Annotated in this window: 22 protein-coding genes; 7 read left to right on the top strand and 15 right to left on the bottom strand. The window is 67.0% G+C overall.

Features of this window, described 5'->3' with window-relative positions:
* Position 1: 1 nt before the first annotated feature.
* The 3 genes from ispE to APZ15_RS01860 are packed head-to-tail and all read right to left on the bottom strand — an operon-like array spanning position 2 to position 3,352.
* A complete protein-coding gene (ispE, locus tag APZ15_RS01870) occupies positions 2–883 on the bottom strand; it encodes a 4-(cytidine 5'-diphospho)-2-C-methyl-D-erythritol kinase (RefSeq protein ID WP_027789097.1) in 882 nt (293 codons plus the stop codon).
* 25 nt (positions 884–908) lie between these two features.
* A complete protein-coding gene (lolB, locus tag APZ15_RS01865; protein WP_027789098.1) occupies positions 909–1,529 on the bottom strand; it encodes a lipoprotein insertase outer membrane protein LolB in 621 nt (206 codons plus the stop codon).
* Positions 1,529–3,352, bottom strand: coding sequence for a tetratricopeptide repeat protein (locus tag APZ15_RS01860; protein ID WP_027789099.1), 1,824 nt, complete (start codon positions 3,350–3,352; stop codon positions 1,529–1,531). The genes lolB and APZ15_RS01860 overlap by 1 nt, the downstream gene beginning before the upstream one ends.
* A gap of 86 nt (positions 3,353–3,438) precedes the next feature.
* Here APZ15_RS01860 and mutM point away from each other — a divergent pair, with 86 nt between their 5' ends.
* Positions 3,439–4,266, top strand: a complete 828-nt coding sequence (gene mutM / locus APZ15_RS01855) for a bifunctional DNA-formamidopyrimidine glycosylase/DNA-(apurinic or apyrimidinic site) lyase (protein ID WP_027789100.1) — start codon at positions 3,439–3,441, stop codon at positions 4,264–4,266.
* 38 nt (positions 4,267–4,304) lie between these two features.
* Positions 4,305–5,411: an A/G-specific adenine glycosylase gene (mutY, locus tag APZ15_RS01850; protein ID WP_027789101.1), complete on the top strand. Its 1,107-nt coding sequence runs from the start codon at positions 4,305–4,307 to the stop codon at positions 5,409–5,411.
* A gap of 105 nt (positions 5,412–5,516) precedes the next feature.
* Here mutY and APZ15_RS01845 read toward each other — a convergent pair whose 3' ends face one another.
* The 11 genes from APZ15_RS01845 to kdsD all read right to left on the bottom strand — a co-directional run bounded on the left by APZ15_RS01845 (position 5,517) and on the right by kdsD (position 14,763).
* Positions 5,517–6,152: an LON peptidase substrate-binding domain-containing protein gene (locus APZ15_RS01845; protein ID WP_027789102.1), complete on the bottom strand. Its 636-nt coding sequence runs from the start codon at positions 6,150–6,152 to the stop codon at positions 5,517–5,519.
* 27 nt (positions 6,153–6,179) lie between these two features.
* Complete coding sequence (gene rapZ, locus APZ15_RS01840) at positions 6,180–7,088, bottom strand: RNase adapter RapZ (RefSeq protein WP_021162602.1); 909 nt, start codon at positions 7,086–7,088, stop codon at positions 6,180–6,182.
* 75 nt (positions 7,089–7,163) lie between these two features.
* Complete coding sequence (gene hprK / locus APZ15_RS01835) at positions 7,164–8,132, bottom strand: HPr(Ser) kinase/phosphatase (RefSeq protein WP_011353227.1); 969 nt, start codon at positions 8,130–8,132, stop codon at positions 7,164–7,166.
* Between the two features lie 131 nt (positions 8,133–8,263).
* On the bottom strand, positions 8,264–8,803 hold the full coding sequence (locus APZ15_RS01830; protein WP_034195946.1) for a PTS sugar transporter subunit IIA: 540 nt from the start codon (positions 8,801–8,803) through the stop codon (positions 8,264–8,266).
* A 168-nt stretch (positions 8,804–8,971) separates the two neighbouring features.
* On the bottom strand, positions 8,972–9,331 hold the full coding sequence (hpf, locus tag APZ15_RS01825) for a ribosome hibernation-promoting factor, HPF/YfiA family (RefSeq protein ID WP_006477786.1): 360 nt from the start codon (positions 9,329–9,331) through the stop codon (positions 8,972–8,974).
* Between the two features lie 158 nt (positions 9,332–9,489).
* The gene (locus APZ15_RS01820; RefSeq protein WP_027789104.1) at positions 9,490–10,995 is read right to left on the bottom strand and encodes an RNA polymerase factor sigma-54; all 1,506 of its coding nucleotides are present in this window, start codon (positions 10,993–10,995) and stop codon (positions 9,490–9,492) included.
* A gap of 171 nt (positions 10,996–11,166) precedes the next feature.
* Entirely contained in the window at positions 11,167–11,943 is a 777-nt protein-coding gene (gene lptB, locus APZ15_RS01815) for an LPS export ABC transporter ATP-binding protein (protein ID WP_021162599.1), read from the bottom strand.
* Positions 11,940–12,605, bottom strand: a complete 666-nt coding sequence (gene lptA / locus APZ15_RS01810) for a lipopolysaccharide transport periplasmic protein LptA (RefSeq protein ID WP_021162598.1) — start codon at positions 12,603–12,605, stop codon at positions 11,940–11,942. Before lptA ends, lptB begins: the two co-directional genes overlap by 4 nt.
* A 20-nt stretch (positions 12,606–12,625) precedes the next feature.
* Positions 12,626–13,240, bottom strand: a complete 615-nt coding sequence (lptC, locus tag APZ15_RS01805) for an LPS export ABC transporter periplasmic protein LptC (RefSeq protein ID WP_027789105.1) — start codon at positions 13,238–13,240, stop codon at positions 12,626–12,628.
* Between the two features lie 3 nt (positions 13,241–13,243).
* Positions 13,244–13,780 carry a KdsC family phosphatase gene (locus APZ15_RS01800; RefSeq protein WP_021162596.1) on the bottom strand — a complete coding sequence of 179 codons (537 nt, stop codon included), beginning with the start codon at positions 13,778–13,780 and terminating at the stop codon, positions 13,244–13,246.
* A complete protein-coding gene (gene kdsD, locus APZ15_RS01795; protein WP_027789106.1) occupies positions 13,780–14,763 on the bottom strand; it encodes an arabinose 5-phosphate isomerase KdsD in 984 nt (327 codons plus the stop codon). Before kdsD ends, APZ15_RS01800 begins: the two co-directional genes overlap by 1 nt.
* Positions 14,764–14,889: 126 nt before the next feature.
* Here kdsD and APZ15_RS01790 point away from each other — a divergent pair, with 126 nt between their 5' ends.
* From APZ15_RS01790 to purU, 5 genes are all read left to right on the top strand, one after another.
* Positions 14,890–16,896 carry a monovalent cation:proton antiporter family protein gene (locus APZ15_RS01790; protein WP_027789107.1) on the top strand — a complete coding sequence of 669 codons (2,007 nt, stop codon included), beginning with the start codon at positions 14,890–14,892 and terminating at the stop codon, positions 16,894–16,896.
* A gap of 82 nt (positions 16,897–16,978) precedes the next feature.
* Positions 16,979–17,545, top strand: a complete 567-nt coding sequence (locus APZ15_RS01785; RefSeq protein ID WP_011353218.1) for an adenine phosphoribosyltransferase — start codon at positions 16,979–16,981, stop codon at positions 17,543–17,545.
* A gap of 41 nt (positions 17,546–17,586) precedes the next feature.
* Positions 17,587–18,201, top strand: a complete 615-nt coding sequence (locus tag APZ15_RS01780; RefSeq protein WP_021162592.1) for a LysE family translocator — start codon at positions 17,587–17,589, stop codon at positions 18,199–18,201.
* Positions 18,202–18,206: 5 nt separating this feature from the next.
* The gene (locus APZ15_RS01775; RefSeq protein ID WP_027789108.1) at positions 18,207–19,073 is read left to right on the top strand and encodes an NUDIX hydrolase; all 867 of its coding nucleotides are present in this window, start codon (positions 18,207–18,209) and stop codon (positions 19,071–19,073) included.
* A 73-nt stretch (positions 19,074–19,146) separates the two neighbouring features.
* Complete coding sequence (gene purU / locus APZ15_RS01770; RefSeq protein ID WP_027789109.1) at positions 19,147–20,031, top strand: formyltetrahydrofolate deformylase; 885 nt, start codon at positions 19,147–19,149, stop codon at positions 20,029–20,031.
* A gap of 85 nt (positions 20,032–20,116) precedes the next feature.
* On the opposite strand, the gene APZ15_RS01765 is transcribed toward purU, so the two are convergent.
* Positions 20,117–21,202, bottom strand: a complete 1,086-nt coding sequence (locus tag APZ15_RS01765) for an AI-2E family transporter (protein ID WP_027789110.1) — start codon at positions 21,200–21,202, stop codon at positions 20,117–20,119.
* Between the last annotated feature and the right edge of the window lie 160 nt (positions 21,203–21,362).

The following is a 21,362-nucleotide window of genomic DNA, read 5'->3' as shown; positions in this document are numbered from 1 at the left end:
TTCATGACGCGAAAGCGAAGAGCGGATGCTCGTCCAGACTCTCGGCAACTGCACCATTCCAACTGGCGGGCAGCTTGGCTTTCGCCGCTTCTGCCTCGTGCTTGCTGTGAAACGCCGCAAACACGCTTGCTCCGGAGCCGGTCATCCTCGCGGGGGTCAAATCATACAACCATTTAACCGCCTGCGCAACTTCCGCGTACTTCCTTGTTACAACTTCCTGCATGTCGTTCCGGCCGAAGCTGTCTGGCCATCCCGCATCGCTGGTTTGCTGTGCAAGAAAGTCAGCAATTGTGACGGGCTTCGTATCTCTTGTCAACAACTCATCTGAAAATATTTCAGCGGTCGGGACATGAACGCTTGGCGTCACAACCAAGAACCAGCGAGTCGGCAATTGTACCTCAGCTAATTCTTCTCCGATACCCTCTGCGAACGCATTTTTTCCAAAAATAAAAAACGGGACGTCTGCGCCGAGTTTGACCGCGAGCGACTGAAGCTCGGCGCGAGGCAGGTCGAGTCGCCACAGGCGGTTCAGTGCGAGCAGTGTCGTTGCGGCGTCGGAGCTGCCGCCGCCAAGGCCGGCCCCCATCGGCAGGCACTTGTCGATCTCGATGTCGACGCCGTGCGCGGTGCCCGTATGTGCTTTCAGCAGGTTGGCTGCGCGCACGACGAGGTCACTTTCCTCTGGCACGCCGGGCACGTCGGTGGCGCGCGCGACGCGACCGTCGTCGCGCAGCGTGAAATGCAGCGTGTCGCCCCAGTTCAGCAACTGGAACACGCTCTGCAGATCGTGATAGCCGTTCGGGCGGCGGCCGGTGATGTGCAGGAACAGGTTGAGTTTCGCGGGCGCAAGGCAATTGCGCAGCGAGCGGGTCGAATCGGTCATGCGTATGTCTGGGCTGGGCCGGTGCTCACTGGTCGAGCACGAGCTTGATGTCGAGCGGCGGGGTCGCGCGCACGAGGTTGACGCGTTTGACGCCCGTGGCCGGGGCATCCGCGTAGGCAAGGTAGTCGATCGTCCAGCCATCCTGGCGGATCTGCTTGACGCGCGTGCCGTCGGCCGGGTCGCGCACCGTCTCCGCAGGGGTCGCGGGCGCGGCCGTGGGCAGCAGCCAGTAGCGCAGGCCCGCGAGCGGCAGTTCGAAGCCAAGCGTTTTCTGCATCAGGTCGCCGACGTCCGGCGCATATTGCGTCGGACGGTTCGGCAATTCGAGCGATGCAGCCTGCGGCGTCGATTTCACGACCGCGAGCGTCTGGCCGAGCGGGCTGCGCAGCTCGAGCGACACGTCGTCGCCGTGCTCCTGCCAGTCGAAGTTGCCGTACACGTTCTGCTGCTTGCCGAGACGGTCGTCGTACTGCACCGCGAAGCGGCCATGGTAAGCGTGCGCTGCGGCGGTCTGCAGCGGCGCGCCCGTCGGCACGCCGGCCGACGGCGGCGTGCTCGCGCAGCCGGCGAGCGCGAGCGCCGCGCCGGCTGCGGCCAGCGTGCGCTGCGCGCGGGAGGACAGGGAAAACGTCGGGAACATCTGCATCAGAGGCCGTTGATCTGGAGGCGTTTCAGTGTCTGCACGAGCGTGTCGTTGTCCGGCTCGAGCTTCTGCGCGTCACGCCACGCGGAACGCGCGTCGTCCTGCGCGCCGCTCTTCCACAGCACTTCGCCGAGATGCGCGCCGATTTCGGCGTTCGGCTGCAGTTCGTACGCGCGCCGCAGCACCTTCGCCGCACCGGCCGTATCGCCCATCCGGTACTTCACCCAGCCGAGACTGTCCATGATGTAGGCGTCGTTCGGCGCGAGCGTCATCGCCTTGTCGATCAGCTTGCTGGCTTCGGGCAGTCGCTGGTTGCGGTCGGCGAGCGAATAGCCGAGCGCGTTGTACGCCTGCGGATTGTCGGGCTGCGTGCGGATCAGCTCGCGCAGCTGCTTTTCCATCGTCGTGTAATGGCCGGTTTTTTCGGCCGCCATCGCGTAGTCGTAGCGCAGGTCGGGATCGTCCGGGAAGTCCTGGACCGCCTGCCCGAGCCGGGCCTCGGCTTCCGGATAGCGCTTCGCGGTGAACAGGATCGACGCGTCGGTGCGGGCGACCACGGCGGCATCGCGCGGATCCGTGATCGGCAGGTCGTCGAGCACCTTGCGCGCCTCGTCGGTCTTGCCCTGTTTCTGCAGCAGTTGCGCGCGCGTGATCTGCGCGGGGAGATAGTGCTGGCTCGTCTGGTCGACCTTGTCCAGCCATTGCGACGCCAGCGCGTCGTTGTTCTGGTCGATCGCGATCTGCGCGAGGTAGATGTAGCCCTGGCCGACGTCGAGGTTCGGCTGCTTGTCGCCGAGCTGTACGTACTGCTTCAGGTAGGCGGTGGCTTCGTCGAGCTTCTTCTGCTGGATCTTGATCAGCGCGAGCGCCATCAGCGGCGTCGGATCCTTCGAGTCGAGCTTGCGCATCGTCTCGAACTGCTTCTGCGCGTCGTCGAGGCGATCGTCGGCGAGATAGAGCTGCGACAGCGCGAGCCGCGCATCGCGCGACTTCGGATTCTGCTGAACATACTTCTCGAACGACGCGATGCCCGCCGCGCGTTCCGCAGGCCCCATCTGCGACAGCATCAGGGCCGCCGGCAGGTAGTCGGGGCGGATCTGCAGCGCCTGCTTCAGCGACTGCGCGGCGCCGTCCTTGTCGTCGACCGCAAGCTGCTGGCGCGCGATCGCGAGCTGAGCCTCGGGCCGGTTCAGGTCGTTCTTCAGCATGTCCTTCAGCACCGCGAGGCCGCCGACGCGGTCGGGGCCGCGCACGAGCAGCGCCTGCAGCGCGAGGATCGCCGGGCCGCGCGTCTCGCCGGTCGCCCGGGCCAGCTCGCGCGCGAGCATCGGCTGCGCGTCGGCCGGCTTGCCGGCGAGCACCAGCAGCGCGGCGTCGACTTGCGACGCCCGGTTCGATTCCGGTGCGTACTGGCGCCACAGGTTCGCGGCGGACAGCGCGTCGGCCGGGCTCTGCGCACCGAGCGCGATCTCGGTCGCGCGCTGGGCCATGCGCGGATCGCGCGTGTCGCGGGCAAGCGCGAGGTAGGTCTGGTAGGCCGGTGCGGGCTGGTTGCGCTGGAGCGCGACCTCGGCGGCGAGCACCTGGTAGACGATCTGGCTCGTCAGCGGAACGCCGGGGAGATTCTTCTGCTCGTCCGGCATCACGTGCTCGAACGCGCCCTGCGGTTCCGCGTCGTCCGATGCCGGATCCTGCGCGTGAGCCGGGAAGGCGGTGAGGGTCCAGGCGGCGAACAGCGCGGCGCCGAGCGCACGGCGGACCGGGAAGGCACGCGCGCCGCGCACGGCGGCGGGGCGCTTCAGAAGCAGCTTCGAGGGCAGGGTCATGGAAATCCGTTCGATGTTTCAACCGATTGTAACGCGCTCGCTACAATACACGCACGATCGTGAATCCAGCCTCAGACCCGTAAAACATGCCAGAGTTGCCAGAAGTCGAAGTCACGCGCCGGGGCATCGAGCCCTTTGTCGCAGGCCGCCGCGTCGAGCGAGTCGACGTCCGTACCGAGATGTTGCGCTGGCCCGTGCCGGCAGGGCTCGCCGAGCAGTTGCGCGCGCGCGAGGTGCTCGCCGTCGAGCGTCGCGGCAAGTACCTGCTGTTCGAGGTCGACGCAGGCTGGTTCATCGTCCATCTCGGCATGACGGGCACGCTGCGCGTGCTGCCCGCCGACGGCGTGCCGGTCGCCGCCAAGCATGACCACATCGACTGGATCTTCGACGAATTCGTGCTGCGGTTCCGCGATCCGCGCCGTTTCGGCGCGGTGCTGTGGCACCCGCGCGAAGCAGGCGACGTGCATGCACATCCGCTGCTCGCGAGCCTCGGCGTCGAGCCGTTCTCGCCGGCGTTTACCGGCGCGCTGCTGCACGCGCGCACGCGCGGCCGCACCGTGTCGGTCAAGCAGGCGCTGCTCGCGGGCGACATGGTCGTCGGCGTCGGCAACATCTATGCGTCGGAGAGCCTGTTTCGTGCGGGCATCCGGCCGACGACGGCCGCCGGCAAGGTCTCGCTGCCGCGCTACGAGCGGTTGGCCGACGCGGTGCGCGCGACGCTCGCCGACGCGATCGAGCGTGGCGGCAGCACGTTGCGCGATTTTGTCGGCAGCGACGGCGAAAGCGGCTATTTCCAGCTCGACTGCTTCGTCTACGACCGTGCCGGCCAACCCTGCCGCGTATGCGGCACACCGATTCGCCAGATCGTGCAGGGCCAACGGTCGACTTATTTTTGCCCGACCTGCCAGCGTTGAAACCTCAGCGTTGAAACCTTATTCCCCGATCAGACAACTTGAAGCCGCCCCGCATCGCCCCCGCTCCGTTCCCCGTCACACCGCTGCATCGCACGTTCGCCACGCGCCTGGTCGCATGGCAGCGCGAGCATGGCCGCCACGACCTGCCGTGGCAGAACACGCGCGATCCGTACCGGATCTGGCTGTCGGAAATCATGCTGCAGCAGACGCAGGTATCGACCGTCATCCCGTATTACACGCGCTTTCTCGAACGCTACCCGGACGTCGCCGCGCTCGCGGCCGCGCCGACCGACGACGTGATGGCGCTGTGGGCGGGGCTCGGTTACTACTCGCGCGCGCGCAATCTGCACCGCTGCGCGCAGGCCGTCGTCGCCGAGCACGGCGGCGCGTTTCCGGCGACGCCCGACGCGTTGGCCGAACTGCCGGGCATCGGCCGTTCGACGGCCGCGGCGATCGCGTCGTTCGCGTACGGCGCGCGCGCGACGATCCTCGATGGCAACGTGAAGCGCGTGCTTGCGCGGGTTTTCGGCGTCGAGGGCTTTCCGGGCGAGAAGCGTGTCGAGAACGACATGTGGGCGCTCGCCGAATCGCTGTTGCCCGACGCCGCGAATGCGGCCGACGTGAGCGCGTACACGCAGGGGCTGATGGATCTCGGTGCGACGCTGTGCGTGCGGGGCAAGCCCGATTGCGCGCGTTGCCCGTTCGCGGGCGATTGCGTTGCGCAATCGACGGGCCGCCAGCGCGAGCTGCCGGCCGCGCGGCCGAAGAAGGCGGTGCCGACACGCAAGACCTGGATGCTCGTGCTGCGCGACGGTGACGCCGTGCTGCTCGAGCGCCGGCCGCCGACCGGCATCTGGGGCGGGCTGTGGAGCCTGCCGCAAGCGGACGGCGACGCCGCGCTCGCGGAACTCGCGCGCGGCTTCGGCGGCGGCGGCACGGTGCCGCTCGCGCCGCTCACGCACACGTTTACGCATTTCCGGCTCGAGATCGAGCCTCGGCTGAGCGACATGGCCGACGGTGGCGGCCTGCCTTCGGGGGCGCGGGATGCAGATACCGCGTGGGTCCCGCTGAGCCGGCTCGACGCGTACGGCGTGCCGGCGCCCGTGCGCAAGCTGCTCGATGCGCTGAGCGGGCCGTTGTTGTAACGAACGGGAAGGGCGCGGCGCGGGCCGCGTTCGGGAACGCCGGGATACCGCTTGCGGGAAAGGTCTTCCGGCGGGTGCGACGCGCGACGGAATCGGCCGCGGTAGTTACAGCCAGCCGTGCCGGTCGAGTACGTGGTGCACGGCATCGATGCGCGCGCCGACGTCCGGAAACTCCATCAGCTTCTGCCGCGCGCGCAGGTCGAGCGGCAGCAGTTCCGCGAGGCGGTTCGACACCCAGCTCGGATCGTCGAGGCGGAACGGTTCGCCGAACGGCATTTTCTCCGGATCGGACTTCTTCAGCGCGTTGATGATGCGCTCGAGCACCTCGGCGCACGAGCCGAATTGAGCGAGCGCCTGCTCGCCTTCGAGCGGGATGTCGTCGGGCAGCGGCTCCGCGATGCCGACCAGCAGCCCGTTGCCTTCCACGCGATACGACAGCAGCTCGAAACGCTGCGTGCCGACGGCCTGCAGATAAAGCATGCCGAATTCGCCGGTATCGCACTCGGTGATGCGCGCCATGCAGCCGATGGTCTCGGGCACCGACACGGCGCCGTCCTGCGCGACTTCGGGCCCGCTCTTCAGCAGGCACACGCCGAACGGCGCGTTGTCGCGCAGGCACGCGCGGGACATGTCGAGATAGCGCGCCTCGAACACCTTGAGTGGGAGCAGCCCCCCCGGAAACAGCACCGTGTGCAGCGGAAACAGCGGCAGGTCGATCAGGGTGGTCGATAGGGAGGACATGGCGCGCGGGCGTTGGGGCGTGCGTCGCTAGGGTCGGTCGACCTCGGAGACGAGCCGCGACGACGCGTCGACATCCACTGGCGCGTCACGATGCCGCACGATCACGTTCGCCTCGCGCGCAAGGCGCGCGGCAAGCGTTTCCGCGATGAACACCGAACGATGCTGCCCGCCCGTGCAGCCGATGGCGACGGTCAGGTAGCTGCGGTTGTCATCGCGGAAGTGCGGCAGCCATTTCATCAGGAACGCATGGATGTCGTCGATCATCTGGTGGACGATCGGCAGTGCGTCGAGAAAGGCGATGACCGGTTGGTCGAGCCCGGTGAGCGGGCGCAACTCGTGGTCGTAGTACGGGTTCGGCAGCGCGCGCACGTCGAACATCAGGTCGGCGTCGAGCGGCACGCCGCGCTTGAAACCGAACGATTCGAACATCACCATCAGGTCGTTGTTCTTCTGCTCGATGAAGCGCTTGACCCACGTACGCAGCGCGTTCGCGCGCAGCGTGCTCGTGTCGATCTGGTGGCCGAATTCGGCGAGCGGCGCGACGAGGTGGCGTTCGCGTTCGATCGCTTCCTCGAGCGATGACAGCAGGCCGACGTCCGCATCATGCGACAGCGAGCCGGACAGCGGATGACGGCGGCGCGTTTCGGAGAAGCGCTGGATCAGCGACTGGGTGCTCGCGTTGAGGAACAGCACGCGGACGTCGTGCTCGCGCGACAGCTCGCGAATCAGGCCGGGCATTTCGTCGAGCGATGCGCTCGAGCGCGCGTCGATCGCGACCGCGAGCCGGTGCTGGCCATCCTCCGCGAGGTAGCGGGCAAGTTCGGGGAGCACGTGCGGCGGCAGGTTGTCGACGCAGTAATAGCCTGCGTCTTCGAGCGCGTTCAGCGCGACGGACTTGCCTGAGCCGGAGATGCCGGTGATGAGGACGATGCGCATGGGAAGCAGAGAATCCTGACGTTTCATCATAGCACCGGCTCGACGCGTCGGCGTTGCGTGGCCGGCGCGTGCGGGTTACACCAGTTTGCCGGGGAATTGACTGTCGGGATCTTGCATCGCGAGTCGTTGCCGATCCATGAAATCGCGCAACGTGTCGATTCCGCGCAACTGCAGGATCGTGTTCCGGACGGCCGCCTCGACGAGCACCGCGAGGTTGCGGCCGGCTGCAACCTGGATCGTGACCTTGCTGATCGGCAAGCCGAGCACGTCGACGGTCTGGCTTTCGAGCGGCAGGCGCTGGAATTCGCCGTCGGGGCGCCGCACGAGCTGGACGATCAGCTTCAACTTCATTTTCCGCCGCACGGCGGTTTCACCGAAGATCGTCTTGATGTCGAGCAGGCCGAGGCCGCGCACTTCGAGCAGGTTCTGCAGCAGCGGCGGGCAGCGCCCTTCGACGAAATCGGGGCCAAGTCGGACGAAATCGACCGCGTCGTCGGCGACGAGGCCGTGGCCGCGGCTGATCAGCTCGAGGCCGAGTTCGCTCTTGCCGAGGCCCGAATCGCCGGTCAGCAGCACGCCCATCCCGAGGATGTCGATGAACACGCCGTGCAGCGTCGCGCGCGGCGCGAGGATCCGCGACATGTAGAGCCGCAGGCTGTCGATCACCGCGGCAGCCGACATCGGCGTCGTGAACAGCGGGGTCGACGAGCGTGTACAACGCAGCACGAGTTCGGGCGGGGCGGCGGCGCCGCCCGCGACGACGAGGAACGGCGGTTCGAGGGCGATCAGCTCGGCCATGTGGCGCGAACGGTCTTCGTCGGTCTGCCGCTGGTAGTAGTCGATTTCGGCTTCGCCGAGCACCTGGATCCGGTTCGGGTGGATCAGGTTCAGGTGGCCGACGAGGTCGGCGCTCGAGGTTGCATTGCCGACGGTGTCGGCCGAAAAGCCGCGTTCCCAGCCTTCATGCCCCGTCAGCCAGCTCAGTTTCAGCGTGGCCGCGTTGTCGTCGAAGATGCTCTGGGCGTTGATGCTGGACGTATCCATGACTGCTCCGTCACTCCAATGGGCCGGTGCATGCGCGCGGCGACGGACGTCGCCATGCCGGGCCGGCGCCGGGCGGCCCTGGACGGCGGCGTGCGCCGCCTCGTACGGGAAAATAATCCGCCCGGATCAACTCAAGGTTGCCACTGAGTGAGCAGGCGATGCAACTCGGCGATGTCCGTTTCGTTGTGCAGACGCTCGCGCGCGTCGCGATCGGACAGCAGTTGCGCGATTTCCGACAGGATCTCGAGGTGTTGCTGGGTGGCTTGCTCGGGCACGAGCAGGAAGATCAGGAGGCCGACCGGCTGGCCGTCGGGGGCTTCGAACGGGATCGCATCGGCGAGCCGGACGAACGCGGCGAGCGGGTGCTTGAGACCCTTGATGCGCCCGTGCGGAATCGCGACGCCTTCGCCGAGCCCGGTCGAGCCGAGGCGCTCGCGCGCGAACAGGTTGTCCGTGACGGTGCTGCGGGCGATGCCGTTCTGATTCTCGAACATCAGCCCGGCTTGTTCGAACACGCGTTTCTTGCTGGTGACTGAGAGGTCGATGACGACGTTCTCTATGGGCAGGATTTTGGCTAGGCGATTCATGTTGGCAGGCGATTGGGCGGCCTGGGGTCTCCTTGCGGCGGCAGACTGATCATCCATGTTCGGCGATATCAAGGCGTTCTGCATCGGCAATCTGCAAGGCAGCTACCGCATCCAGCGCCCCCCGGCGATAACCGGAACATTATAGAGCACAGCTGCGTGCGTGGCGCAGCGTGGACGGACCGGTTGCACCACCGCGAGGAGTCGCAAAAAAAACGCCCGGCGAGCCGGGCGACGTGTGTGTTGCGGTGAAGGTTACTGCGGCGGCAGTTCGATCTGGTCGATCGACGGTTGAAGCTTGATCGGGTCGTGCGCGTGCGTTTGCAGGCGCTCCATGTGCTTGACGACCTGACGGTCCAGCTTGTCGATCAGCAGGTCGATCGCCGCATACAGGTTACCGTTCGCGCTTTCGACGAAGATGTCCTTGCCCTTCAGGTGCAGATTGATTTCCGCGCGCTGCTGCTTGTCCTTTTCCTTGTGATTGTCGACCGAGAGGATCACAGTGCCATCGATCACCTGATCGCTATGCCGTAGCACCCGGTCCAGCTTGGTGATCACGTATTCGCGAATTGCAGGCGTGACTTCGAGATGATGTCCACTGATCTTCAGGTTCATAGTGCTTCTCCAAGCGAGTGACCACCCGGCCGCATCGAGGCGGCGCTCCGGTCGACTTGCCCGTGCCGCACGAGGCGGCGTATCGCGGACAGGTCGCCCGGCCTGTTCCCCGTGTGCGCGGTGGCCGGAACACGCCTGCCGCCGGGCAGGCAGCAGGCTTAAAGAGACTTGCGCAGATTCACTGCCGGGATCTTGAGGGCTTCGCGATACTTCGCAACCGTGCGGCGCGCGACCACGAACCCCTGTTCTGCCAGCAGCTCGGCAATGCGGCTGTCCGAAAGTGGCGATTTTGGGTCTTCAGCTCCTATCAGTTGCTTGATGAGGGCTCGGATGGCGGTCGACGAGGCGGCGCCACCGGTGTCGGTCGAGACGTGAGATCCGAAGAAGTACTTAAATTCAAGCGTCCCGAACGGGGTCAGCATGTACTTCCCGGTTGTCACACGGCTGACAGTCGACTCGTGTAGGCCCAGCGTATCAGCTATTTCCCGCAAAACCAAGGGGCGCATGGCAATTTCACCGTGCGCAAAGAAGTTCTTTTGACGCTCGACAATCGCCTGCGCGACACGCAGGATCGTGTCGAATCGCTGCTGGATGTTCTTGATCAGCCAGCGTGCTTCCTGGAGCTGCTGCTTGAGCGAGCCGGCCGACGGATCGCCGCGGCTGTTGCGCAGGATGTTCGCGTAGAGGTTGTTGATCCGCAGGCGCGGCACGACCTCCGGATTGAGCTCCGCGAGCCATCCCTGGCCGGCCTTCTTCACGATGATGTCGGGCACGACGTAGTCGGCCTCGGCCTTGCCGTATGCGGCGCCGGGGAACGGCTCCAGCGAGCGGATCAGCGTGTGCGCGTCGCGCAGCGCGTCGTCGCTCGCCTTCAGGTGCTTGCGCAGCCGCGTGAAGTCGCGGGCGGCGAGCAGTTCGAGATGCTGCGACACGATCTCGAGTGCGAGCGTGCGTGTCGGGGACGGATCGAGGCGCAGCAACTGCAGCTTCAGGCATTCGGATGCCGAGCGGGCGCCGACCCCGGCCGGGTCGAAGCTGTGCAGCAGCGCGAGCGCCGCGTTCAGTTCGTCGCAGTCGATTTCCAGCTCGGGCGGCAGGTCGGCGAGCACTTCGTCGAGCGTGGCGGTCAGGTAGCCGTCGTCGTCGAGCGATTCGATCAGGAACATCACGAGCGCGCGATCGCGCGGGCCGGCCTGCGTGACGCGTAACTGCGCGGACAGGTGGTCGCGCAGCGACGTCGCCGCTTCCTGCACCTGCAGTGGCGGGAGGTCGTCGTCGTCGGACGCGCCGCTCGCGCGGCCGAATTCGTCGAGATTCCACTGCGGGCCGTCGTTGCCGTCGCCGGACGCGTAACCGTCGTATTCGTCCGCGCCGGCCGGTTCGTCGCGCTCGGCGCGCTCGCTCGACGAACTGCTGCTGTTTGTCGCAGCGGGCTCGGTGTTCTGGGCGGGAGGCGTCTGCGCGATCAACGATCCGTCCGCTGCGACACGCAGCGGGCTCGCTATCCATTCGTCGTCGTTCTCGAGCAGCGGGTTCTGCGCGACGGCCATCGCGACTTCCTGCTGCAATTCGAGCGTCGACAACTGCAGGAGCCGGATCGACTGCTGTAGCTGGGGCGTCAGCGCCAGATGTTGCGACAGGCGGAGTTGAAGGCTGGCTTTCATGGCAAGGAGGGAGTCATACCGGCAGTTTGCCACGACCCAGGCGCGTTGAGCCATCCGCGATTACGCGCGGCGCGCCGCCCGGCCGCGGGCACGGCCGCGGGCGTGGTTGCAAAGCAGGACGCGGCCCCGCGCGGCGATGCCGGGCGGGGTGCAGCCAGCCACGAAGGGGAGTTACATCCGGAAGTGTTCGCCGAGGTACACGCGGCGCACGCTTTCGTTTTCGATGATTTCGCTCGGCGCACCGGCGGCGAGCACCGAACCGTCGCTGATGATGTATGCGTGGTCGCAGATGCCGAGCGTTTCGCGGACGTTGTGATCGGTAATCAGCACGCCGATGTTGCGCTGCTTCAGGAACTTGACGATCTTCTGGATCTCGAGCACCGCGATCGGGTCGACGCCGGCGAACGGTTCGTCGAGCAGGATGAAGTTCGGGTTGGTCGCGAGCGCGCGCGCGATTTCGACCCGGCGCCGCTCGCCGCCCGACAGCGACAGCGCGGGGTTCTCGCGCAGGTGGCCGATCTGCAGCTCGTCGAGCAGCGCTTCGGTGCGCGACGCGATCGCGTCCTTCGACAGCCGCTTGCCGTCTTCGCCGTGCTGCAACTCGAGCACCGCGCGGATGTTTTCCTCGACGGTCAGCTTGCGGAACACCGACGCTTCCTGCGGCAGGTACGACAGGCCGAGCGATGCGCGCTTGTGGATCGGCAGCAGGCTGATCGAGCTGCCGTTCAGCGAGATCTCGCCCGCGTCGAGCGGCACGAGGCCGACGATCATGTAGAACGACGTGGTCTTGCCGGCACCGTTCGGGCCGAGCAGGCCGACGACTTCGCCGCTCTTCACGTCGAGCGACACGTCCTTGACGACCGTGCGCGAGCCGTAGCGCTTCTTCAGGTTGCGGACCACGAGCGAGCTCGTGGTGCCGGCCGGCTGGCGGTTCGGTAGTGCGTTCATTGGCCCGGCGCCCCCTGGATCGTGGTCGACGGCGACAGCTTCGCCGGCGCGCCGTTCAGCGGCGCGGGGCCGCCGTTCTTCGGCGACAGCATCGCGCGCACGCGGCCGTTCGGGTTGCCCGGTGCGGCGACGTCCTTGCCGCCCTTCGCGGTGTAGAAGTCGCGCTGGCCGTCGTACGTGATCACGCTGCCGTGCACGGTATCGGCGACGGTCGACGTGCCCTGCAGGCGGCGCACGGTCGCGGCGGTGGTCAGCGTGGTCAGATCCTGCTTGCCGTCGTAGTCGATGCGCTCGGCGTCGCCGTCGATGTACTCGTCGAGGCCTTCGCGCTTCTGGCGGAACGTCGCGTGCTTCTTGCCGCTGCCGAACGAGGTGGCGTACTGATAGCCTTCCGGGTCCTGGCGCACTTCGACGCGATCGCCCTTGATGATGATCGTGCCCTTCGTGATCACGACGTTGCCGGTCGCGACCGTGACCTGCTTCAGGTCGTCATAGGTCAGGTTGTCGGCCTCGACGTTGATCGGCTTGTTCTGGTCGGCCTTCTCGGCATGGGCGAGCGGCGCCAGCCCGGCCAGCGGGAGCGCCACGAGCGCCGCGGCAAGCGCGGCGCGGACGGCGCGCGCAGCGCCGCCGGAATTCTGTCGAGGGAACGGTTCGTTCATGCAGTCACGTGAGGGATGCGTCACTTGGGTTGACCTTTCGAGCCGCCGGACGTGTCCGCCGCGGCGATCGTGCCGCGCACGTTGCCGTAAAGCTCGATGACCCGGGTGACGTTGTTGTACTTCATGCCGTCGGTTGCGTTGACGAGCGACAGGCCGCGCTGAAGTTTAACCGGCTTTTCGGTCTGGATCACATCGTCATTGACGAAGATCCGGAAATGCTGGGAATCGGCCTGCATCTGCGGATCGCCGCCGCCGGCCGCGCGCAGGATGCGCGCGTCGTCGTACAAGTCGACGATCGACACGTCGCCGTTGACGATGCCGCGCTTCGCGGTGGTCGTCACGACCGGCTTGCCGGGCTGGAACGCGCGCATGGCCGGATCGGTCAGGTCGCTGTTTTCGGTGTCTTCGTAGTGGATCAGCTTCGCGGCCGTCAGCCGGTACTGGGTCGTGCCGGACTGGTCGAGCTCGGTGACCGAGAAGTTGTCCGCGAAATAGTCGGGCGTATGGCGCTTCGGCTGCGCGGTGCCCTCGCCGGGCGGCGGCAGCGTGGCCTGCAGCAGCCACCAGGTGATGCCCGCGAGCGCGGCGACCGCGACGAGCGGCAGCAGCTGGGTCCAGCGGAAATGCGTGTTCATCCGTCAGGCTCCGCAGGCGGCCGCGAGCAGCGCGTCGTAGCGGCGCTGCGCGCGCAGGATCGCGTCGCAGACTTCGCGTACGGCGCCGTGGCCGCCGCGGGCCTCGGCCACCCAGTGCGCGCGGGCGATCACCTCGGGGTGCGCATTCGCGGGGGCAGTCGCGAAGCCGCAGCGCAGCATCACGGGCAGGTCGGGCCAGTCGTCGCCCATGTAGCCGCATTGGTCGGCGGCGAGGCCGAGCGATGCGATGAGATCGGCGAACACGGCAAGCTTGTTCTCGACGCCCTGGAACAGGTGCGCGATCTTCATTTCCTTCGCGCGTGCCGCGACGATTTCCGAGCGGCGGCCCGTGATGATCGCGGTTGCGATGCCGGCTTCGCCGAGCAGCTTCACGCCGTGGCCGTCGAGGGAATTGAACGACTTCATCGTGTCGCCGGCCGCCGTAAACAGCAGGCCGCCGTCGGTCAGCACGCCGTCGACGTCGAAAATCATCAGCTTCACGCGGCTCGCGCGTTCGGCCGCAGTCAGCGCTGCGCTCATCAGATCACCTTCTTCGAAAACAGGTCGTGCATGTTCAGCGCGCCGATCAGCACGCCGTCGGCATCGACCACCAGCATCTGGTTGATCCGGTGGCGCTCCATCAGTTCCACGGCCTCGACCGCCAGGTGATCCGGTGCGATCGTGCGCGGGTCGCGCGTCATCACGTCGGTGATCGACAACGTGCGGAAGTCGCCGTCGCGCGCGAGCACGCGGCGCAGGTCGCCGTCGGTGAAGATGCCGGCGACCTTGCCGTCGGCGTCGACCACGGCGGTCATGCCGAGGCGCTTCGCGGTGATCTGGAACAGCGCGTCCGACAGCGTCGCGTCGAGCCCGACGGACGGGACGTCGTCACCCGAGCGCATCACGTCGCGCACGTAGGTGAGCAGGCGCCGGCCGAGCGCGCCGCCCGGGTGCGAGCGCGCGAAATCTTCCGAACCGAAGCCGCGCGCGTCGAGCACCGCAACGGCGAGCGCGTCGCCGAGCGCGAGCGCGGCGGTCGTGCTCGCGGTGGGCGCGAGGTTCAGCGGGCAGGCCTCTTTCGAGACCGCGGCGTTCAGGTTCACGTCGGCGAGCGTGCCGAGGCTCGATCCCGCGCGGCCCGTGATCGCGATCAGTTTCGCGCCGATCCGCTTCACGAGCGGCAGGATCGCGACGAGTTCTTCCGATTCGCCGGAATAGGAGATGCCGATGAAGACGTCGTCGGAGGTGACCATCCCGAGGTCGCCGTGGCTGGCCTCGGCGGGGTGGACGAAGAAGGCCGGCGTGCCGGTGCTGGCCAGCGTGGCCGCGATCTTGCGGGCGATATGCCCCGATTTGCCGATACCGGACACCACCACGCGGCCGCGGCAGCCGAGCAGCAGCGCGACGGCCTGGACGAAGCCGCCGTCGAGCTGGTCGCGCAGCGCGCGCACGGCGTCCGCCTCGATGTCGAGCACGTCGCGGGCGAGCGCGAGCGCCCGATCATCATTGATTTTCGCTATCATGCGCGGAGTATAGCAAAGGCGTTTGTTCGCCGCGCCGGGCCTTCGGACTCGTCCGATGTCGCCTGTCCACCGCCACCCTGCCGCGCCCGCTTTCCCGTGGCCCCGACGAACGAGGACGCTTTGCCCGTGATTTCCCCGCTCGAAATGACGCTCCTGCTGCTGCTGGCATCGGTGGTGGGCGTCGTCGTATTCCGCTCGCTGAACCTGCCGCCGATGCTCGGCTACCTGACCGTCGGCATCCTGGTCGGCCCGCACGCCTTCGGCATCGCGGCCGACCTCGAGCGCGCGGAGCATCTCGCGGAATTCGGCGTGGTGTTCCTGATGTTTTCGATCGGCCTCGAGTTCTCGCTGGCGAAGCTGAGGGCGATGCAGCGGCTCGTGTTCGGGCTCGGGCTGCTGCAGGTCGTCGCGACACTTGTGCTCGCGCTCGTGCTCGGCATGCTGTTCGAGCACTGGGTACACATCACGTGGCAGGGCAGCATCGCGCTCGGCGGCGCGCTCGCGATGTCGTCGACGGCGATCGTGTCGAAAATGCTCGCCGAGCGGCTCGAGATCGAGACCGAACACGGCCGCAACATCTTCGGCGTGCTGCTGTTCCAGGATCTCGCGGTGGTGCCGCTGCTGATCGTGATCGCCGCGTTCGGCGCCGAATCGTCGAAGGACCTCGCGCTCACGCTCGGCTTCGCGGCCGTCAAGATCGTGATCGCGCTCACGCTGCTGCTGGTCATCGGCCAGCGCTTCATGACGCGCTGGCTCAACGTCGTCGCGCGGCGCCGCTCGCAGGAGCTGTTCGTGCTGAACCTGCTGCTCGTCACGCTTGGCGCCGCGTTCATCACCGACCGCTTCGGCCTGTCGCTCGCGCTCGGCGCGTTCATCGCGGGGATGCTCATTTCCGAGACGCCGTTCCGCCATCAGGTGGAAGAGGACATCAAGCCGTTCCGCGACGTGCTGCTCGGCCTGTTCTTCGTGACGACGGGGATGCTGCTCGATCCGCGCGTGATCTGGGAGCACCCGTTCCTCGTGCTCGGTTTCTTCGTCGGGCAGATCCTGTTCAAGGGGACGATGATCGCCGGGCTCGCACGGCTGTTCGGGGCGACGCCGGGTGTCGCGATGCGCACCGGCATCGGGCTCGCGCAGGCCGGGGAATTCGGCTTCGTGCTGCTGAACCTGATCCTCGACCGGCATCTCGTCGATTCGACGCTGCTGCAGGCGATCCTCGCGTCGATGCTGCTGTCGATGCTCGCCGCGCCGTTCCTGATCCAGAACGCCGACCGGATCGTGATGCGGCTTTCGTCTACGGAATGGATGCAGCAGTCGCTGCAGATGACGCGGATCGCGACGCAAAGCCTCAAGCAGCGCGGCCACGTGATCATTTGCGGCTATGGCCGCGCGGGCCAGAACCTGGCGCGGATGCTCGAACAGGAAGGCATTTCGTACGTCGCGCTCGACCTCGACCCCGATCGCGTGAGCGCGGCCGCGACGGCCGGCGAATCGGTCGTGTTCGGCGACGCGGCGCGCCGCGAGTCGCTGCTCGCGGCCGGTATCCATCGCGCGGCAGCGGTGGCGATCACCTATGCGAACACGCCGTCCGCGCTGCGCGTGCTTCACCACGTACACGAACTCGAGCCGACGCTGCCCGCGATCGTGCGCACCGTCGACGATGCCGATCTCGAGAAGCTGCTCGCGGCCGGTGCGACCGAGGTGATTCCGGAGATCGTCGAGGGCAGCCTGATGCTCGCGTCGCACACGCTGGTGCTGGTGGGCGTGCCGATGCGCAAGGTCGTGCGGCGCGTCGAGGAAATGCGCGACGAGCGCTACAGCCTGCTGCGCGGCTATTTCCGCGGCGCGGACGATGCGGACGACGACGACCACGAGCAGGTGCGGCTACAATCGGTGCCGGTCGATGCGCGCGCGGACGCGGTCGGGCGTTCGCTGGAAGAACTCGGGCTGTATGTACTCGGGCTCGAAGTCACGGCGATCCGCCGGCACGGCATCCGCGGCGTCGAACCCGATCCGCAGACCAAGCTGCGCGCGAGCGACATCGTCGTGCTGCGCGGGCTGCCCGAGGCACTCGCGCTCGCGGAGGAGCGGCTGTCGCGCCATCGGCGCGATCCGCCGGCCGCGGCAGCCTGAGCCGCGCATGGATTGATAACCTGACCCGTATTTATTCGAAACGGTGCCCGATCTTCGCGCACCGTTTTTTTCGGAGAGTTTCATGCCGCATTCGTCGTCGGGCGCACCGCTCGATCCGGTCGCCTTCATCCACAGCCAGATCCGCACGGTGCCCGACTGGCCGCAGCCGGGCGTGATGTTCCGCGACATTACGACGCTGCTGCAGAGCCCGAAGGCGTTGCGCATCCTCGTCGACCTGTTCGTCGAGCGTTATGTCGATGCGAAGCTCGACTACGTCGCGGGTCTCGACGCGCGCGGCTTCATCATCGCGCCGATCGTCGCGTACGAGCTGAGCGTCGGCTTCGTGCCGATCCGCAAGGTCGGCAAGCTGCCGTACAAGACGCGCTCGGAATCGTACGACCTCGAATACGGCAGCGCGACGGTCGAGATCCATGAAGACGCGTGCCGCCCCGGCGACCGCGTGATCATCATGGACGACCTGATCGCGACCGGCGGCACGATGATGGCGGGGCGCAACCTGCTGCAGCGGCTCGGCGCGGAGGTCGTCGAAGGCGCGGCGATCATCGACCTGCCCGATCTCGGCGGCTCGGCGCTGCTGCGCAACGCGGGATTGCCGGTTTATACCGTCACCGAATTCGCCGGCCACTGAGCGCCGGCACGCCTGATTCCACGTCACACAGCGAGGTCTCGATGCCCAACTTCATGCTGTTTCTCGCCACGTCGATCGCGATTACGTTCGCGCCGGGTCCCGACAACCTGCAGGTGCTCGCACGCGGCATCTCGCAGGGCCGCGCGGCCGGTTTCGTCGCCGCGCTCGGCTTCACCGCCGGGATCCTGTTCCACACGACGCTCGCGGCGCTCGGCGTCGCGGCCGTGCTGCGTTCGTCGCCGGTCGCGTTCGAGATCCTGAAGCTCGCGGGCGCCGCGTATCTCGTGTGGATCGGCATCAAGGCGCTGCGCAGCCAGGGCCTCGCGAACGCGCACGAGCGCCCGCCGCAGCCGCTCGGCACGATCTTCCGGCAGAGCGTGATCGGCAACCTGATGAACCCGAAGGTCACGCTGTTCTTCGTCGTGTTCCTGCCGCAGTTCGTCGATCCGCACGGCGGGCAGGGCGTGACGCTGCAGATGTTCGAACTCGGCGCGCTGTTCATGCTGCAGACGGCGGTGGTTTTCTCGCTGTTCGGCGTCGGCGCGGGCATGATCGGCGCGTGGCTGAAGCGCCGCCCGAAGGCCGGCGTGTGGCTCGACCGGATCGCCGGCGCGACGTTCATCGCGATCGGCATCCGCGTGGCGCTGAAGGACTGACGACGATGACGTTTCCGTGCATTGCGGCCGCGCGCCGTTTCGATCCGGCCGCGCACCTGCGTTTCGAGATGGCCGGCCAGGCGGTCGGCTGGGTGCGCCGCCAGGATGTCGCGATGCTCGCCCGCTGGCCCGACGTGTTCGAACTGACCGACGAGCGCGTCGTGCTGGCGGCGCGCTACGACTCGGTCGACGCACGCAGCATGGCGCTGGCGAGCGCCATCGGCGCGCTCGCGGCCGACGGCGCGATTCCCGGCTGGCGCGACGAGATCTACGCGATCCGCAACCGCTTCGACGATCCGCCGCTCGCGTACATCGAGCGCGCCGCGTCGCGCTTTTTCGGCACGCAGACTTACGCGGTGCATCTGAACGGCATCGTAGAATATGCGGTTGCGCCGGGCGAGCCGCCCGCCGCGGCCGTCCCGCAGATGTGGCTTGGCCGCCGCAGCGAGACCAAGGCAACCGACCCCGGCATGCTCGACAACGTCGTCGCGGGCGGGATCGGCTGGGGCCTGGGCGTTCACGAGACGCTCGCGAAGGAATGCTGGGAAGAAGCCGGCATTCCCGCCGAACTGGCCGCGCGCGCGATCGCGGGCCGCGCGGTGCAGGTGCTGTGCTCGCTGCCGGAAGGCACGCAGTCCGAACTGATCTTCGTGTACGACCTGCCGCTGCCGCGCGACTTCGCGCCGCGCAACCAGGACGGCGAAGTGGCCGAGCACCTGCTGGCCGGCGTGCCCGAGGTGATCGGCTGGCTGCGCGCCGGCCGCGCGACGATGGATGCGAGCCTCGCGACGCTCGACACGCTGCTGCGCCACCGCTGGATCCCGGCGGCCGACGCGGCGGGCATCGACGCCCTGTTCGCACCGGCCGCGTGACGCGTGCCGCGCACGCAGTCCGGCGGCGCGAACGGGCAATTTGACGAATACGGAAACGAAGGGAGTAGCGGTCATGCCGACCGATCACAGCTTTATCTTGAAACTGTCGTGCCCCGACCGGCACGGCATCGTCCATGCGGTCTCGGGCTTCCTGTTCGAGCGCAGCAACAACATCCTCGATTCGGCGCAGTTCGGCGACAGCCGCACCAGCGAATTCTTCATGCGCGTGCACTTCGAGCAGGACGGCGGCGGCGCGGATGTCGCGACGGCGCTCGACACGCTTCGCAAGGAATTCGCGCCGCTCGCCGAGCAGTTCTCGATGCGCTGGGAACTGCATGACGCGGCCGTGAAGCCGCGCGTCGTGATCATGGTGTCGAAGATCGGCCACTGCCTGAACGACCTGCTGTTCCGCTATCGCACCGGCCAGCTGCCGATCGAGATCCCGGCGATCGTGTCGAACCACAAGGAGTTCTACCAGCTCGCCGCGAGCTACAACATCCCGTTCCATCACTTTCCGCTGATCGGCGGCTCGTCCGATGCCGCGAAGGCCGCGCAGGAAGCGCGCGTGCTGGAAGTGATCGACGAGCACCAGGCCGATCTCGTCGTGCTCGCGCGCTACATGCAGATCCTGTCGCCGAACATGTGCGAACAGCTCGCCGGGCGCGCGATCAACATCCACCATTCGTTCCTGCCGAGCTTCAAGGGGGCGAAGCCTTATTACCAGGCGTTCGATCGCGGCGTGAAGCTGATCGGCGCGACCGCGCACTACGTGACGACCGATCTCGACGAAGGCCCGATCATCGAGCAGGAAGTCGAGCGGGTCGACCACAGCATGACGCCCGACCAGCTGACCGCGATCGGCCGCGACGTCGAGTGCGTGACGCTTGCGCGCGCGGTGAAGTGGCACGTCGAGCACCGGATCGTGCTGAACGGGACGAAGACGGTCGTGTTCCGCTGATTCGCCGGCGCAGGCCCGGACAAGCAAAAACGCCGCACCCTTTACGGGGTGCGGCGTTTTTTGTTGCCCGAGCGCGCAGGCTGCTTCAGATCAGCCGCAGCAGGTACAACTCGCGCTTCAGGTACGCGTAGAAGATCGGCGCGGCGATCACGCCGGGCAGCCCGAACGCGGCTTCCATGATCAGCATCGCGAGCAGCAGCTCCCACGCGCGCGACTCGATCTGGCCGCCGATGATCTTCGCGTTCAGGAAGTATTCGAGCTTGTGGATGACCACGAGGAACGCAAGCGACGCGATCGCGGTGCCCATGCTGACCGACAGCGACACGGCGACGATCAGCGTGTTCGAGATCAGGTTGCCGATCACGGGCAGCAGGCCGACGATGAACGTGACGAGCACGAGCGTTTTCGACAGCGGCAGCCGCTGGTGGAAGATCGGCAGCGCGACGAGCAGGTAGATGCCGGTGAACACCGCGTTGATCGCCGAGATCTTGATCTGCGCGAACACGATGCGGCGGAATGCGTCGGCGAAGCGCGACACGCGCGTGACGAGCGCGGTGGACAGCGGCCGGCGCACCTTGCCGTGCTCGACGCCGATCGCGATCATCGCGCCGATGATCATCCCGAACAGCACGTGGCCGAACCCGCGCGCGACGCTCTTGCCGCTTTGCTGAAGCTGGTCCATGTGCGAGTGCATCAGCACGGCGGCCTTCGTCTTCATCTGCTCGACGTCGACGGGCAGCAGGTTCGCGATCCAGGCCGGCGTGCGCGCGCGGGTCTGCTCGACGATCTGCATCAGCTGGTCGAGCAGGCTCTGCAGGTTCGGCACCGTGCGTTCGAAGTGTTCGATGATGCCGATCGTCAGGCCCGTCAGCGCGCCGACGATCGCGATGGCCAGCAGCACGACGGCGACCCAGCGCGCGCGCATGCTCGTGGTGTGACGTTCGATCACGGGGGCGATCGTGTGGATCAGCTGGTAGACGAGCAGGCCGGCCAGCAGCCCGCCGAGCAACTTGAGCTCGATCACGAGCCACATCGCGAGGATCGCAACCGCATAGCTGCCGATCTCGAGTGCCGACAGCTTCGGCAGGCTGAAGTCGCTCGTCAGCCGCACGCTGCGCAGGTGCGGTTCGCGATTCTGCGTATCGCGAGACGAGTCTGGTTGCTTCTCCATCGTGGATTCCTGTCGTTCGTGTGTCATGCCGCGGAATGCGCGGCAGAGCCGTGTTCGCCCGGCGCCGCACCGGATTGGTGCGTACGGTGAACCTTACGACCGTAAAGTATAGCCGCCATTATGGGCCGCAACGGGGCCGTTTGGCGCATGGTGTAAACGC

Origin of the sequence: Burkholderia cepacia ATCC 25416 (assembly GCF_001411495.1) — a bacterium.
GTDB classification, from domain to species: domain Bacteria; phylum Pseudomonadota; class Gammaproteobacteria; order Burkholderiales; family Burkholderiaceae; genus Burkholderia; species Burkholderia cepacia.
This window is presented reverse-complemented; position numbering and strand designations above follow the sequence as displayed.

Coding starts and splice junctions, on each gene's coding strand:
- ispE (WP_027789097.1), bottom strand. CDS start 883: ATGACCGATTCGACCCGCTCGCTGCGCAATTGCCTTGCGCCCGCGAAA.
- lolB (WP_027789098.1), bottom strand. CDS start 1,529: ATGCAGATGTTCCCGACGTTTTCCCTGTCCTCCCGCGCGCAGCGCACG.
- APZ15_RS01860 (WP_027789099.1), bottom strand. CDS start 3,352: ATGACCCTGCCCTCGAAGCTGCTTCTGAAGCGCCCCGCCGCCGTGCGC.
- mutM (WP_027789100.1), top strand. CDS start 3,439: ATGCCAGAGTTGCCAGAAGTCGAAGTCACGCGCCGGGGCATCGAGCCC.
- APZ15_RS01845 (WP_027789102.1), bottom strand. CDS start 6,152: ATGTCCTCCCTATCGACCACCCTGATCGACCTGCCGCTGTTTCCGCTG.
- rapZ (WP_021162602.1), bottom strand. CDS start 7,088: ATGCGCATCGTCCTCATCACCGGCATCTCCGGCTCAGGCAAGTCCGTC.
- hprK (WP_011353227.1), bottom strand. CDS start 8,132: ATGGATACGTCCAGCATCAACGCCCAGAGCATCTTCGACGACAACGCG.
- APZ15_RS01830 (WP_034195946.1), bottom strand. CDS start 8,803: ATGCAGAACGCCTTGATATCGCCGAACATGGATGATCAGTCTGCCGCC.
- hpf (WP_006477786.1), bottom strand. CDS start 9,331: ATGAACCTGAAGATCAGTGGACATCATCTCGAAGTCACGCCTGCAATT.
- APZ15_RS01820 (WP_027789104.1), bottom strand. CDS start 10,995: ATGAAAGCCAGCCTTCAACTCCGCCTGTCGCAACATCTGGCGCTGACG.
- lptB (WP_021162599.1), bottom strand. CDS start 11,943: ATGAACGCACTACCGAACCGCCAGCCGGCCGGCACCACGAGCTCGCTC.
- lptA (WP_021162598.1), bottom strand. CDS start 12,605: ATGAACGAACCGTTCCCTCGACAGAATTCCGGCGGCGCTGCGCGCGCC.
- lptC (WP_027789105.1), bottom strand. CDS start 13,240: ATGAACACGCATTTCCGCTGGACCCAGCTGCTGCCGCTCGTCGCGGTC.
- APZ15_RS01800 (WP_021162596.1), bottom strand. CDS start 13,780: ATGAGCGCAGCGCTGACTGCGGCCGAACGCGCGAGCCGCGTGAAGCTG.
- kdsD (WP_027789106.1), bottom strand. CDS start 14,763: ATGATAGCGAAAATCAATGATGATCGGGCGCTCGCGCTCGCCCGCGAC.
- APZ15_RS01785 (WP_011353218.1), top strand. CDS start 16,979: ATGCCGCATTCGTCGTCGGGCGCACCGCTCGATCCGGTCGCCTTCATC.
- APZ15_RS01780 (WP_021162592.1), top strand. CDS start 17,587: ATGCCCAACTTCATGCTGTTTCTCGCCACGTCGATCGCGATTACGTTC.
- APZ15_RS01775 (WP_027789108.1), top strand. CDS start 18,207: ATGACGTTTCCGTGCATTGCGGCCGCGCGCCGTTTCGATCCGGCCGCG.
- purU (WP_027789109.1), top strand. CDS start 19,147: ATGCCGACCGATCACAGCTTTATCTTGAAACTGTCGTGCCCCGACCGG.
- APZ15_RS01765 (WP_027789110.1), bottom strand. CDS start 21,202: ATGGAGAAGCAACCAGACTCGTCTCGCGATACGCAGAATCGCGAACCG.